The organism is Pseudidiomarina donghaiensis (assembly GCF_900116895.1).
GTDB classification, from domain to species: Bacteria; Pseudomonadota; Gammaproteobacteria; order Enterobacterales; family Alteromonadaceae; genus Pseudidiomarina; species Pseudidiomarina donghaiensis.
Genome location: NZ_FPCF01000001.1, coordinates 958714 through 972665, shown reverse-complemented (window position 1 = coordinate 972665; position 13952 = coordinate 958714). Strand labels below are relative to the sequence as shown.

Sequence of the window (13952 nt, the reverse complement as noted above, 5' to 3'; positions counted from 1 at the left end):
TCAAAAATCGACTGTTGTTGCTAACAACACTTCGCGCAAGGTTAAGGTTCGCGGATCAACCTTGCCCTTATGGTTCCACTGATGACCACAAAAAGCGGGGGCCAAATTACTCGCATCGGGTTTAAGTAGCGCAAGTTGCGCTTGTTGCGATGAATCAATACCGGTGTCTTGGCAGCGACCGGTAAAGTCGAACCAACCGTGCATGTTGCAATGTACGCGCTGGTTTTCTTTATCAATGCGATCAATCGAATCTAAACGCGCTAACTGAATAGGCCCTCGGCAATCAAAAATCGCGACGGTGTCGCCCAGCCGAGCTTGCCGTAACAACCATTTCTGTAATTTTGCGCCTTGTGTTGCACTCACCGTTAATTGACGTTTTTGCGGCGCCTGCCAACTGGCATTTTGAATATCCAGTGTGTAGGGCGCATCGCTTTCAAGCATACCGCGTGCGGCATTTTTGACATGGTACGGCAAACTTTGTAACCGACGCTGCAAAAGGCCTGTCGACACTTGGGGTTGGTGTGCCAGCAAATTTAACTCACGCTCATAAAGCGCGGTACACAGCTCCGCAAATGCAGCAGAGCTCACGCCTACACTAGTGGTAGACGTGAGCTGCTGAAAAATATCGCCTTGCTGTGTCATGGTGGCGACCTAGTTCGCGCGGTGTTTACTTCGCATTTACTTCAGCACGACCACGATATGGCGCTTCGCCGTTTAATTCGGCTTCAATACGCAATAACTGGTTATACTTAGCAACACGGTCTGAACGACACAGAGAACCCGTTTTAATTTGGCCCGCTGCGGTACCCACCGCCAAGTCGGCAATGGTGGCGTCTTCGGTTTCACCAGAGCGGTGCGAAATAACCGCGGTAAAGCCAGCTTCGCGAGCCATGCGAATAGCCGCTAGGGTTTCTGACAAGCTACCGATTTGGTTAAACTTGATCAAAATTGAGTTGCCGATCCCCTGCTCAATACCACGTTTCAAAATTTTGGTATTGGTGACAAACAAGTCGTCACCGACCAACTGAACGCGGTCACCTAAACGGTCGGTTAGAACTTTCCAGCCATCCCAATCGCTTTCATCTAAACCGTCTTCAATAGAGATAATTGGGTAGCGTTGGCACAAGCCATCGAGGTACTCAGCGAAACCTGCGGCGTCAAATGATTTGCCTTCGCCGCTTAAGTTGTATTTACCGTCACGATAAAACTCAGAAGCGGCACAGTCAAGCGCTAAGGTAATGTCGTCACCCATGCGGTAACCGGCTTTTTCTACCGCTTCCACAATAACCGCCAAGGCTTCTTCGTTACTCGCCAAGTTCGGCGCAAAACCGCCCTCGTCGCCAACGGCAGTACTAAGGCCGCGGGCTTGCAATACTTTTTTCAGGGCGTGAAATACTTCTGCGCCCATACGTAACGCTTCACGGAAGTTCGGCGCGCCAACAGGCTGAATCATAAACTCTTGAATATCAACATTATTATCTGCATGCTCACCGCCGTTAAGAATGTTCATCATAGGTAATGGCATACTGAACTGGCCGGCGGTGCCATTTAATTCGGAAATGTGTGCGTATAACGGCATGCCTTTGCTGCTTGCCGCTGCCTTGGCGACGGCTAGTGACACCGCTAAGATAGCGTTCGCACCAAGCTTTTCTTTGTTTTCAGTGCCATCAAGCTCTAGCATCACTTGGTCAACGCGAGCTTGATCAGTTGCGTCCACACCTGTTAATGCCGGTGCAATGCTGTCGTGAATATTCGCCACCGCTTTCTCAACGCCTTTGCCTAAATAACGTGATTTATCACCGTCACGCAATTCAAGGGCTTCGCGTGAACCGGTTGATGCGCCACTCGGTGCCGCCGCACGGCCCCAATGGCCATTATCCAAAAACACATCGGCTTCAACAGTTGGGTTGCCACGTGAGTCCATGATTTCACGAGCTACAATGTTCTTAATTGCTGCCATGAGACTAAAATACTCCTGTTAATACACGCGGCGCTTAGGCGCGACGCTGCTTCTGATAAACACCTGCGGCTTCAATAAAGCCACGGAATAACGGATGACCATCACGCGGGGTTGAGGTGAACTCCGGGTGGAATTGCGCCGCAACAAACCAAGGATGATTCGGAATTTCAATAATTTCGACTAAGCGATTGTCATGTGACCAACCTGAGATTTTCAAGCCGGCTTGCTCAAGCTGCTCAACATAATGACCATTCACTTCGTAACGGTGACGATGACGTTCTTGAATCACATCTTTGCCATATAGCGCACGCGCTTTGGTGCCTTTAACCAAGTTACATGGCTGTGCGCCTAAACGCATGGTACCGCCAAGGTCAGAACTTTGGTCACGCATTTCTTTTTGGCCTTTCGCGTCCATCCACTCAGTGATCAAACCCACCACAGGGTGCTCAGCTTTGTCGTTAAACTCGGTACTATTGGCACCGGCTAAGCCAGCCACGTTACGGGCATATTCAATCAACGCAATTTGCATGCCTAAGCATATTCCCAAGTATGGGATATTGTTTTCGCGGGCATATTGGGCGGCCATGATTTTACCTTGAATACCACGCTCACCGAAGCCACCAGGCACAATAATTGCGTCCACATCGGCCAACTTAGCAACGCCTTTGGTTTCAACGTCTTGTGCATCAATATAGCGAATGTTCACGGTTAAGCGATTTTTTAAGCCAGCATGCGCTAGTGATTCGTTAACTGACTTGTATGCGTCTGGTAATTCAATGTATTTACCGACAAATCCAATGGTCACTTCGCCGCTTGGGTTTGATTCTTGATACAACACTTGTTCCCATTCTGACAAGTCGGCTTCTGGGCAGTCCATACGGAAGCGATGTACCACAATTTCATCAAGGCCTTGTGACTTCAAAATAGCTGGAATTTTGTAAATGCTATCAACGTCTTTCAAGCCAATAACGGCTTTTTCTTCGACGTTGGTAAATAACGCAATTTTCGACCGTTCATTGGCCGGTAGTGCGCGGTCAGAGCGGCACACCAAAATATCCGGCTGAATACCAATTGAACGCAGCTCTTTCACTGAATGCTGCGTTGGCTTGGTTTTTACTTCGCCTGCCGCACCTAAGAATGGCACCAAGGTGAGGTGCATGAACAAGGTACGATCGCGCCCGACTTCGGTGCCCAACTGACGAATAGCTTCTAGGAATGGCTGCGACTCAATATCGCCCACGGTACCGCCAATTTCGATAATGGCAATATCGTAGCCTTCACCGCCGTCAACAATACGGCGTTTAATTTCGTTGGTAATGTGCGGAATAACCTGAATGGTTGCGCCAAGAAATTCACCACGGCGCTCGCGACGAATAATATCTTCGTACACACGGCCGGCAGTAAAGTTGTTCTTTTTGGTCATCCGGGTGCGAATAAAACGCTCGTAATGACCTAAATCAAGGTCGGTTTCAGCGCCGTCTTCAGTCACGAATACTTCACCGTGCTGAATGGGGCTCATGGTGCCGGGGTCGACGTTAATGTAAGGGTCGAGTTTAAGAATCGTAACCTTAAGGCCACGAGCTTCAAGAATTGCCGCCAAAGAAGCTGCAGCAATGCCTTTGCCCAGCGAAGATACAACACCGCCGGTGACGAAAATATAATTAGTTGTCATGCGAAACCTAAGTCGTCAGGTTAAAAGGGATTTGCTTCAAGACGGGAAAACAGTATACCCGAAGCACTGCAATCCGACAATTTAAAATCACATAAAGCCGTATGATTTTCGTTAATCCTCAACTTTTACGGCTTGCCAATGGGCCTCTAACTCATCTAGTGATAATTGCTCTGGTTGCTGGTCGTTTTCTGCAAGGCGTTTTTCGATGGCTTGAAAACGTTGTTTAAACTTCACATTAGTGCGGCGCAATGCATGTTCAGGGTTTACCTGCGCATGGCGCGCTAAGTTCACCACCGCAAACAGTACATCGCCAATTTCGGCTTCTAAGGCTGCTTGGTCACGTTCCGATTTCGCCAGTTCTTCTTCAACCTCTGCGATTTCTTCATGAATCTTTGCGATTACTGGGGCTATATTTGGCCAATCAAAGCCAACGTTGGCGGCGCGTTTTTGTAACTTTTGCGCCATTAAAATACTCGGCAGGCTATTCGGGATGCCGTGAAAAACACTATCAGAAGCATCTTTCTCCGCTCTTTCCTCGGCTTTTATCTGCTCCCACTGGGCTTTTATCTCTTCATCGGTTTGCGTCGTGCTGCTACCAAACACATGCGGGTGGCGCCGAATAAGCTTGTCGGCTGTATGTTGCGCAATCTGATCAAAGGTAAACTGTTGCTGTTCGGCCGCCAACTGTCCGTAAAACACCACCTGAAAGAGCAAATCGCCTAACTCATCCTTAATCTCATCAGGCTTACCTTCGGTAATCGCCGCCGCCACTTCATAGGCTTCTTCAATGGTATATGGAATTAAGCTGGCCATGGTTTGCTTCAGGTCCCACGGGCAACCGCCGTTGGGATCACGCAAACGCTCCATAACCTTAAGTAAGGCGTGGGTACCACTGAAATTGCTAGTGCTCATTGCGTTACTCTCTCGACTTTGTGAACGCCTTTCACTTGTCCAAGACGATTCAACAAACGTTGTAAATTTTCCGTGTCAGCAACCACAATACCCACCGCTAGTCGCGCTTGCCGCGTGGCTGCATCCGAATGTGAATCAAGCTGCGCCACATTGACTTTTTCGTTCGCCAGTACACTGGTTATGTCGTGCAACAAACCATGACGATCATCGGCGTCTATGCGTAAATTCACGCGATAGTTACCGCGTTTTTGTTGGCTCCAGCTCACCGCCAAAGCACGTTCTGGGTGCTGCTCTAATAAGTGTACTAACTGTTCGCAGTCGCGCCGATGTACAGATACGCCGCGGCCTTGAGTGACAAACCCAAGAATTGCATCACCGGGCACGGGTTGGCAACACTTGGCGAACTGCACCAGTAAGTTACCAATTCCCTCGACAGTCACGTCGCTTTGTTTACCACTGCGACTTTTGTTTGCTTTGGGCGCTTTGGCAGTTAACCGCTCAATTCGTTCAGCGGCATTGTCTTCGGTGGGCTTCAGCTGATTAACAACCTGATGCAAGCGGACGTCACCCGCCCCTATTGCCGCCAACAAATCATCTAAATGCACCATATTAAAACGCTCAAGTACCGTCTCAGTCTGACTTAATGGCACATTAATTTTACTCAGCTCGGCTTCTAATAACTCACGCCCAGCTTTGGCGTTTTTCTCGCGATCAAGTTTCTTAAAATAGGCGACCACTTTACTTCGCGCTCGCGACGTTTGCAGATAGCCATTGGCCGGATTCAACCAGTCACGACGCGGCTGCACGTTCTTTTGAGTTAAAATTTCAACCCGCTCACCGTTTTTAAGCGTGTAGGTAAATGGCACAATATGACCATCCACTTTAGCGCCCACACAACGATGCCCAACCTGTGAATGAATGTAATAAGCAAAGTCTAACGGGGTGGCGCCGCTCGGCAGGTCGATTACTTCGCCTTTAGGGGTAAACACATACACGCGGTCTTCAAATACCTGTGAGCGAATTTCCTCAACCAAACCATCATTGCCGGCCATATCATCATGCCAGGCCAGAAGCTTACGCAACCACGCAATTTTTTCTTCAAACCCTGAGCCCTTGCCAGTCGCACTGCCCTCTTTGTACATCCAATGCGCGGCCACACCCAGCTCGGCATCGTTATGCATGGCTTGGGTGCGAATTTGTATTTCCACATGCTTTTCTTCGGGACCCAACACAACCGTATGTATTGACTGATAGCCGTTGGCTTTGGGCGTGGCAATGTAGTCATCAAACTCCGACGCAATATGTCGCCATAAGCTGTGCACCACACCTAAAGCGCCGTAACAGTCTTTGAGTGACTCCGTAATAATGCGCACCGCGCGAATATCAAATAATTGTTCAAAGCTTAAATGCTTCTTCTGCATTTTGCGCCAAATTGAGTAAATATGCTTGGGGCGCCCATAAACGGTCGCTTTCACCCCTTCTGCATATAGCGCTTGTTGCAGGCCACTGACAAAATTCTGAATATAATTTTCGCGGTCAATACGACGCTCGTGCAGTTGGCTGGCAATAGCTTTATAGGTGGTTGGGTGTAAATAGCGAAAGGCAAGATCTTCCAATTCCCACTTAAGCTGACCAATACCAAGACGGTTCGCTAGTGGAGCGTAAATTTCATTACATTCTTTGGCAGCTAAAACCCGTGTTTCTTCGTCGAGGGTTTTTACCTCACGTAAAAAACAAATGCGCTCAGCAAGCTTCACTAATACGGCACGCACATCAGTCACCATGGCCAGCAACATGCGCCGTACATTGTCAATTTGGACTAAGCTTGGTTTGCCGTGTTGAAAGTGCTGCAGCGCGCTAATGGTCTGCATATTTTGCACAGCTTCTAATAAAATCGGTAGGCTTTTCCCGCCCCAGGCTAATGCTTGTTCACTATCGAGAAGTGCAGCCTCGTAAGCTGGACTATATAAAGCAGCAACCAACGACTCTTGGTCAAGGTTTAGGCCGATAAGAATTTCGACCATTTCTTCGCCTTTAACCAATAGCTGTGGTTTATGGGCATTGTCACATAACGCTTTTAGGCGTTGGGCATGCTCACGCAATTGCTCGCGTCGCTTTTCTGAGCTTAATTCCGCTAGCCAATCGCCTTGTTGATGCGGTTTATCAACATGCGTACTTCGCACCCAAACCACTGTATTACTCCCGTTCGAAAAGTGTGATTACCTCAATGTGATGGGTCTGCGGAAACATGTCAATAACTTGAGCCCGTTTTAATACATATCCATGTGCTTTATGGGTTGCTGCGTCACGAGCAAGGGTGTCCGGTGCACACGAAACATAAACAACTCGTTGAATATCACGTTTCACGATTTCTTGAACCGCGTTAGCAGCGCCGGCTCGCGCGGGGTCTAACAAGGCTTTGCTGTAATTAGTAGCGCCCCAACTTTGTTGCGGCCATGGCTGCTCTAAATTGGCACAAAACGCGTCAACCTCAACGCCATTGACCGTTGCGTTTTGCTGCAACTGCTCAACCATGGAGGTAACCCCCTCAATGGCTGTGACCTTGGCACCGGCCTGGGCCAGTGGAATCGTGAAATGACCGCTGCCAGCAAACAACTCAAGCACCCTTTCGTCGGCTTGAATGTCTAGCCACGCGAGTGCTTGGGCAACCATGGTTTGACTAAGCTGCCGATGGCTTTGAATAAAGTCTGTCGGTTGGCAGCTTAGCAAAGCACCAACAGTGCCATATTGCGGCAACGCCTGAGTTGCCATCAATGGCTCCACTGTATGCTCATATGCCAACCATACGGCAACGTTATGCGCCTGTGCAAAAGCCTCTAACTGGCTTTTATCTGTATCTTCTAAGCGGGTTGCTACACGCAGTAATACTGCCGGCTGTTGGGCAAACTCAATCAGTTCAACATGGCCTAAATGCTTGGCCAATGCCAATTTTGCGAGTGCATCTCGTAATGGCTTTAAAAGTTTATTTAAAGGCTGCGCCAGTGTTAAACAGCTATCGATAGCTACAATTCGCTTGCTTTGCGCCGCCCGAAAACCGAGGGTAAGCTGCTGACGCTTCCTATCATAGTGAACCGCTAAACGGGCGCGGCGGCGATAATGCCAAGCGTCGGCCTGTAACGGTGCTAACCAAGCCTGCGCTTCTATACCGGCAAACTTACTTAGCATTTCTTGCACGGTTTGTTGCTTGTGAGCCACCTGTGCCGCGAGGTCAACATGCTGAAAGTCACAACCGCCACAGCTGTCATAATAGTCACACGGTGGTTTTAGGCGTTGCGCACTTGGTTTTGTAACTTTGAGCAGAGTCGCTGTGTACTTGCCATCGACGACCACGTCAACGGTTTCACCGGGTAACGTATTGGCCACAAACCGCACCCCTTTCGGAGTACGTATAATGCCACGCCCTTGATGATCAAGCCCAACCACAGTTTGCGCCAATAAAGGCTTATTTTTAGCCTGGTGCGGCCGTGGTTTGTAAATTTGCGCCATGGCTTAGCGACCTTGCTGCTGCACTTGTAAGCGCGCTTGCTGCATAATGGCTTTCATGTCGCGAACGGCTTGCTCAAGGCCGACTAATACAGCACGGGCAATAATTGCGTGGCCAATATTCAATTCAACCAACTGTGGAATGGCAGCAATAGCGGCGGTATTAAAGTAATGCAAACCATGCCCGGCGTTAACTTGTAAGCCGGCAGCTTGAGCATATTCAGCCGCATCGCGTAACTGCGCCAAGGCCAGCTGTTGCTGTTGTTCATTGGTTTGCTCAGCATAATGCCCGGTGTGCAGCTCAATAATTGGTGCACCACAGGCAACTGCGGCGTCAATTTGGCGCTTATCGGCATCAATAAACAAACTGGTCGCTATATCATGTTCGGCTAACTGGCTTACCGCTGCTTTAATTTTGTCTTGCTGCCCAGCAACATCAAGACCACCTTCAGTGGTTAGCTCTTCGCGCTTTTCTGGTACCAAACAGCAATAGGCCGGTTTAATGCGGCTAGCAATGGCCAGCATCTCGTCGGTAACCGCCATTTCTAAATTCATTCGGGTTTGCAATGTTTGCGCCAAAATTTCAACGTCGCGGTCAACAATGTGACGACGGTCTTCACGCAAATGCACAGTAATGCCGTCTGCACCAGCTTGTTCAGCAATTGCAGCCGCTGTCACTGGGTCTGGATAGCTCACCCCACGGGCATTGCGCACGGTTGCCACATGATCAATGTTTACACCTAATAAAATGGGGCCAATATCTGCAGAATGCGTCATGATTTGTCCTTAAATTGGGTAAAGAGTTGGCGACTACGCAGCGGTTTATCACCTAAATAAGGCTGCAGCGCAGATCGCATAATACGTTTAAGTAAGTTTAGCAGGCGCTGATCAAGCTGCTCAAACGCTGCAATGCGCGTAATGTCAGCGCCTGTCATTAAAAATTCAGCAGCCGAATACGGGTTTAACGGTGTTTCAGCCGCCCTATTTTCTAACGCATTGGGGGTTGCGATAAAGAACCCCCGTTCTGGCCTAAACTGATACGTCTGTTGCGCTAAAAAAGGTTGTTGCTGGTCATCTGCATGCCAATCAAACCCATGCCCTAAATGACACAACAGTTGCCACTCAAAACGCCGAAGCACCGGCTCAACGTGGCTGGTTTGCGCCAACATGTTCAGCGTTTCATGGTAGTCATGAAACAGTTCGTCTATGGCTTGATGGGGGGTGGTAAGGCGTTGTATCAGCTCATTTACGTAAAAACCACTATATAACGCGTGGCCTTGCAGGTTCATAGCTTGATCGCTAGCTTCAGCGGCGCTCAACGTTAGTAATTCGCCGCGCCCTTTGGCCTGCACCAAGAGCGGCGTAAATGGCTGCAAAATACTACGCCACTTACTTTTCGGGCGTTTGGCCCCTTTGGCAATAACCCGAAAACGCCCTTGCTGTGCGCTCAGTAATTCCACCAGCAAGCTGCTATCTTGGTAGGGCCAGCGATGCAGTACAAACGCCGGTTCCATGGCTTAATCCTCGCCGTAACCTAAGCTGCGCAATGCGCGTTCATCGTCAGCCCAGCCCGACTTCACTTTCACCCAGAGTTGCAAATGCACTTTGCCGCCTACGAGCGGCTCAATGTCTCGTCGCGCTTCAGTGCCAATGGTTTTTAGTTTGCTGCCACCAGCACCAATAACCATGCGCTTTTGCCCGTCTCGCTCAACCAAAATAAGTGCGTGAATATGGGTTGTACCCGACTCTGCCGTCTTAAACTGCTCAATTTCCACTGTGGTGCTGTAAGGTAGCTCGTCACCGGTAAAACGCATGAGCTTTTCACGAATAATTTCTGCGGTCATAAAACGCAGCGAACGATCCGTCACATAGTCTTCTGGAAAATGGTGCACACCTGGTTTCGCGTGGCTATGCACTAAGGTACGCAAGGCTTCAACTTGAGCCCCAGTTTCTGCAGACAATGGAATTATCTCAGCAAACGTATGTTTTTCTGATAATTTTTGTAAATACGGTAACAATTCGGTTTTATCTTTAAACTGATCAATTTTGTTCACCACCAGAATCACTGGGCTGCTCATTTTCTTCAGCTTAGCCAATACCATATCGTCATCGCTTGACCACTTGCCGGCTTCAACCACAAACAAAATCACTTCAACACCGCTCAGTGAACTTGACGCCGCTCTATTCATCAAGCGGTTAATAGCCCGCTTTTCGTCTTTATGTAGGCCCGGCGTATCAACGTAGACAATTTGGCGGTCGCCTTCGGTTTCAATGCCAAGAATACGGTGTCGGGTGGTTTGCGGTTTACTTGAGGTAATACTAATTTTTTGCCCCAAAATGCGGTTCAACAAGGTTGATTTACCCACATTTGGTCGCCCAACTATCGCCACAAAGGCTGACGCTGAACTTATATTTTCATCGATATTGAAATCGGTCATGAGGTTTTATCCTGTTCGAGAAGCTGCGCCAGTGCATCGGTTGCCGCTTTTTGTTCGGCTTTGCGTCGACTGGTACCGGTACCGCGAATAGGTTCTGCAATACCTTCTACTTGGCAACTTACCGTAAATTGTTGATTGTGTGCTTGGCCTTGCGTGGCCACCACTTCGTACACTGGAAGTGCACATTGGCGACCCTGTAAATATTCTTGCAGCCGCGTTTTAGGGTCTTTGTGGCTTGCCCCTGGCTTAATACTATCCAGTTGCTTCGCATACCAAGCTAAAACTACCTGACGACAGGTTACTAAATCACTTTCTAAGTACATTGCGCCGAGCAATGCTTCTACCGCATCAGCCAGAATGGACTCGCGGCGATGGCCGCCACTTTTCATTTCACCTGGCCCTAACACTAAAAATTTTCCAAGCTCAAATTTCTGCGCTAGCTTTGCCAAGCTTTTGCCGCACACCAAAGTAGCACGCATACGGCTTAAATCGCCTTCGTCAATATTTGGGAATTTCTCAAACAGGGCTTCACTAATAATAATACCGAGCACCGAGTCGCCGAGAAACTCCAAGCGCTCGTTATGCAGTGCTGCTGCGCTGCGATGCGTTAAAGCCTGTTGCAACAAATCTCGGTTACTAAACGTATAACCAAAAGCTTTTTCCAGTTTTTGCGCTGGCGGTTTGGGTAAGCTCACAATTTACTCCACGCTGCCCAAACGGTGCCAACGTATGCCGGTTGGTACCCATTGTGGCAACAAACTATTGGCATCACGATCCATTTCGAAACTCATCCAAATAAAGGTCGCTCGCCCAACCAAATTGTCATGCGGTACAAACCCCCAATAACGACTGTCTTCGGAATTATCGCGGTTATCGCCCATGAAAAAATACTGCCCTTCTGGCACTATCCATTCGTCAGGTGCGGTGCCTGGCTGTTGGTAAAAATAAGCGGTGCGCGGAGCTACGGTTGGGTCTACTAAAATATCATGGGTCACGTCGCCAATTTGCTCAGTATAGCGAACTAACGGCGTTGAACGGCTAAAGTAAACTTCATCTTGCTGCTTCACCTCGCGCGCGATAACCTGCATTTTTGGACATTCTGCGCTACTTGCAACGCAAGCAGGCTCTAGGTACAAGGTTTTGTTACGGTAGATGATGCGATCACCCGGGGTGCCAATAATACGCTTAATGTAGTCGACATTTGGCTGCAAAGGGTATTTAAATACCGCGATATCACCACGTTCAGGTGTACCTGTCCGCACCAACTCGTGTCGAAATAGCGGATCACGCACGCTATAACTGTACTTCTGCACCAAGATAAAGTCGCCCGCCAACATGGTCGGCATCATTGATGCCGACGGAATGCGAAACGGTTCATAAAAGAACGAGCGCACAATCAAAATGATAAATAGAATTGGGAAAACCGACTGCGCAAATTCAGCTATTCGCCCCTGAGGAGCAAGTCGCTCACGCGCCTCATCATCAAGTTGTTGCTGCAAACGCTGCTCTTCGTCAGCAATTTTAGCTTTGCGAAGCGGCTTTTTGAATTTTGCGTCATACAACCAAATCAAACCCGCCGCCAGCGTCACTAGCGTTAACAGTATTGAATAAAAATTTGCCATTATCGGTCTATTCCCTTGCGCACGTATTCTTTATTTACCAACTTTAAGTACCGCAAGAAACGCTTCTTGAGGAACTTCAACGTTCCCTAATTGCTTCATGCGCTTCTTACCTTCTTTTTGTTTCTGCAATAGTTTTTTCTTGCGGCTTACGTCACCACCGTAACATTTTGCGGTTACGTTTTTACGTAATTGTTTCACCGTTGAACGGGCAATAACGTGGGTACCAATAGTGGCCTGAATGGCGATATCGAACATCTGACGCGGAATTAACTCGCGCATTTTGTCCACTAAATCACGGCCTCGGCCTTGTGCGTTATCGCGGTGAGTAATCAATGCCAATGCGTCTACCTTGTCGCCATTGATCAACACGTCAACCCGCACCATGTCTGCCTCTTGGAAACGCTTAAAGTTATAATCCAAGCTCGCATAGCCACGACTGGTTGACTTCAAGCGGTCGAAGAAGTCCATCACCACCTCAGCCATTGGTAACTCGTAGGTCACCGCCACCTGATTACCGTGATAAGCCATTTTGGTTTGCACACCACGCTTGTCCACACACAGCGTGATCACGTTGCCTAAATATTCCTGCGGCACCAATATGTTGGCTTCCACAATAGGCTCATAAATAGTTTCAATATCGTTTACCGCCGGCAAATTCGCTGGATTATCGACTTTGTGCTCTTTGCCGTCTTTGGTTACCACCTTGTACACCACCGTTGGCGCTGTGGTAATCAGGTCTATGTCATATTCGCGCTCAAGCCGTTCTTGAATGATTTCCATATGCAGCATGCCCAAAAAGCCAACACGGAAACCAAAGCCCAAGGCAGCAGAGTTTTCAGGCTCATAAAATAACGACGCGTCATTGAGCGATAACTTTGCTAGCGCATCACGAAAGTTCTCATAATCGTCTGACGAAATGGGGAACATACCCGCGTAAACTTGAGGCTTCACGCGTTTAAAGCCCGGTAAGGCTGCCGGCGCGGCCTGCTTCGCCAAGGTTAAGGTATCGCCTACTGGTGCACCGAGAATCTCTTTAATACCTGCAATCACGAAACCTACTTCGCCGCAACGTAAAATGCCGGTTTCCGTGGGTTTTGGCGAGAAAAAGCCCACTTTATCAATTTGGTAAGTTTGACCCGTCGACATCACTTTCATTTTGTCGCCAGCGCGCAAAATGCCATTTTTTACGCGTACCAAGCTCACAACGCCTTGATAATTATCAAACCAAGAGTCAATAATCAGTGCTTGCAATGGCGCTTCAGGATCACCTTGTGGTGGTGGAATTTGCCGGACAATGCGCTCAAGTACTTCATCAATACCAATACCGGTTTTAGCTGAACACTGAACCGCATCAATGGCTTCAATACCAACAATGTCTTCAATTTCTTCAGCAACGCGCATTGGGTCGGCCTGTGGCAAGTCGATTTTATTTAACACCGGCACCACTTCTAGGTCCATTTCAATGGCTGTATAGCAGTTGGCCAAGGTTTGCGCTTCAACGCCCTGAGCCGCATCAACAACCAATAACGCCCCTTCACAACCGGCTAAGCTGCGCGATACTTCATAGGAGAAGTCCACATGGCCCGGCGTATCAATGAAGTTTAACTGATAAGTTTCACCGTCTTTCGCGGTGTAATGCAATGTTACGCTCTGCGCTTTAATGGTAATACCGCGCTCACGTTCAAGGTCCATGGAATCGAGCACTTGCTCAGCCATTTCGCGATCAGTTAAGCCGCCGCAATGTTGAATAAGACGATCGGATAAGGTCGATTTACCGTGATCGATGTGCGCAATTACTGAAAAATTGCGAATATTTGTTTGCTTAAACGCCTTTTCTGGCATTA

The 13952-nt window shown here is 48.6% G+C and carries 12 protein-coding genes; all 12 read right to left on the bottom strand.

Going from position 1 to position 13952, the window contains the following annotated elements; translation table 11 throughout:
- Positions 1-642, bottom strand: coding sequence for a hypothetical protein (locus BM334_RS04770; protein WP_092838563.1), 642 nt, complete (start codon positions 640-642; stop codon positions 1-3).
- A gap of 25 nt (positions 643-667) precedes the next feature.
- Positions 668-1960 (bottom strand): phosphopyruvate hydratase, encoded by a 1293-nt coding sequence (gene eno / locus BM334_RS04765; RefSeq protein ID WP_092838559.1) that lies wholly within the window; start codon positions 1958-1960, stop codon positions 668-670.
- A 34-nt stretch (positions 1961-1994) separates the two neighbouring features.
- Positions 1995-3632 carry a CTP synthase gene (gene pyrG / locus BM334_RS04760; RefSeq protein ID WP_092838556.1) on the bottom strand — a complete coding sequence of 546 codons (1638 nt, stop codon included), beginning with the start codon at positions 3630-3632 and terminating at the stop codon, positions 1995-1997.
- 111 nt (positions 3633-3743) lie between these two features.
- Positions 3744-4544 (bottom strand): nucleoside triphosphate pyrophosphohydrolase, encoded by an 801-nt coding sequence (mazG, locus tag BM334_RS04755; RefSeq protein ID WP_092838553.1) that lies wholly within the window; start codon positions 4542-4544, stop codon positions 3744-3746.
- Positions 4541-6736: a GTP diphosphokinase gene (gene relA, locus BM334_RS04750; protein ID WP_092838549.1), complete on the bottom strand. Its 2196-nt coding sequence runs from the start codon at positions 6734-6736 to the stop codon at positions 4541-4543. The genes mazG and relA overlap by 4 nt, the downstream gene beginning before the upstream one ends.
- 4 nt (positions 6737-6740) lie before the next feature.
- Positions 6741-8051: a methyltransferase domain-containing protein gene (locus BM334_RS04745; protein ID WP_092838546.1), complete on the bottom strand. Its 1311-nt coding sequence runs from the start codon at positions 8049-8051 to the stop codon at positions 6741-6743.
- Between the two features lie 3 nt (positions 8052-8054).
- Positions 8055-8807 (bottom strand): pyridoxine 5'-phosphate synthase, encoded by a 753-nt coding sequence (gene pdxJ / locus BM334_RS04740; protein WP_092839310.1) that lies wholly within the window; start codon positions 8805-8807, stop codon positions 8055-8057.
- Between the two features lie 14 nt (positions 8808-8821).
- A complete protein-coding gene (recO, locus tag BM334_RS04735) occupies positions 8822-9562 on the bottom strand; it encodes a DNA repair protein RecO (protein WP_092838543.1) in 741 nt (246 codons plus the stop codon).
- A 3-nt stretch (positions 9563-9565) separates the two neighbouring features.
- The gene (gene era, locus BM334_RS04730) at positions 9566-10486 is read right to left on the bottom strand and encodes a GTPase Era (protein ID WP_092838540.1); all 921 of its coding nucleotides are present in this window, start codon (positions 10484-10486) and stop codon (positions 9566-9568) included.
- Complete coding sequence (gene rnc / locus BM334_RS04725; protein ID WP_092838537.1) at positions 10483-11181, bottom strand: ribonuclease III; 699 nt, start codon at positions 11179-11181, stop codon at positions 10483-10485. Before rnc ends, era begins: the two co-directional genes overlap by 4 nt.
- 3 nt (positions 11182-11184) lie before the next feature.
- A complete protein-coding gene (gene lepB / locus BM334_RS04720; RefSeq protein WP_092838533.1) occupies positions 11185-12108 on the bottom strand; it encodes a signal peptidase I in 924 nt (307 codons plus the stop codon).
- A 30-nt stretch (positions 12109-12138) separates the two neighbouring features.
- Positions 12139-13950: a translation elongation factor 4 gene (gene lepA, locus BM334_RS04715; RefSeq protein ID WP_092838530.1), complete on the bottom strand. Its 1812-nt coding sequence runs from the start codon at positions 13948-13950 to the stop codon at positions 12139-12141.
- Between the last annotated feature and the right edge of the window lie 2 nt (positions 13951-13952).

Excerpts from the sequence above, each read along its gene's own strand:
- BM334_RS04770 (WP_092838563.1), bottom strand. The coding sequence starts at position 642 with ATGACACAGCAAGGCGATATTTTTCAGCAGCTCACGTCTACCACTAGT.
- eno (WP_092838559.1), bottom strand. The coding sequence starts at position 1,960 with ATGGCAGCAATTAAGAACATTGTAGCTCGTGAAATCATGGACTCACGT.
- pyrG (WP_092838556.1), bottom strand. The coding sequence starts at position 3,632 with ATGACAACTAATTATATTTTCGTCACCGGCGGTGTTGTATCTTCGCTG.
- mazG (WP_092838553.1), bottom strand. The coding sequence starts at position 4,544 with ATGAGCACTAGCAATTTCAGTGGTACCCACGCCTTACTTAAGGTTATG.
- BM334_RS04745 (WP_092838546.1), bottom strand. The coding sequence starts at position 8,051 with ATGGCGCAAATTTACAAACCACGGCCGCACCAGGCTAAAAATAAGCCT.
- recO (WP_092838543.1), bottom strand. The coding sequence starts at position 9,562 with ATGGAACCGGCGTTTGTACTGCATCGCTGGCCCTACCAAGATAGCAGC.
- era (WP_092838540.1), bottom strand. The coding sequence starts at position 10,486 with ATGACCGATTTCAATATCGATGAAAATATAAGTTCAGCGTCAGCCTTT.
- lepB (WP_092838533.1), bottom strand. The coding sequence starts at position 12,108 with ATGGCAAATTTTTATTCAATACTGTTAACGCTAGTGACGCTGGCGGCG.
- lepA (WP_092838530.1), bottom strand. The coding sequence starts at position 13,950 with ATGCCAGAAAAGGCGTTTAAGCAAACAAATATTCGCAATTTTTCAGTA.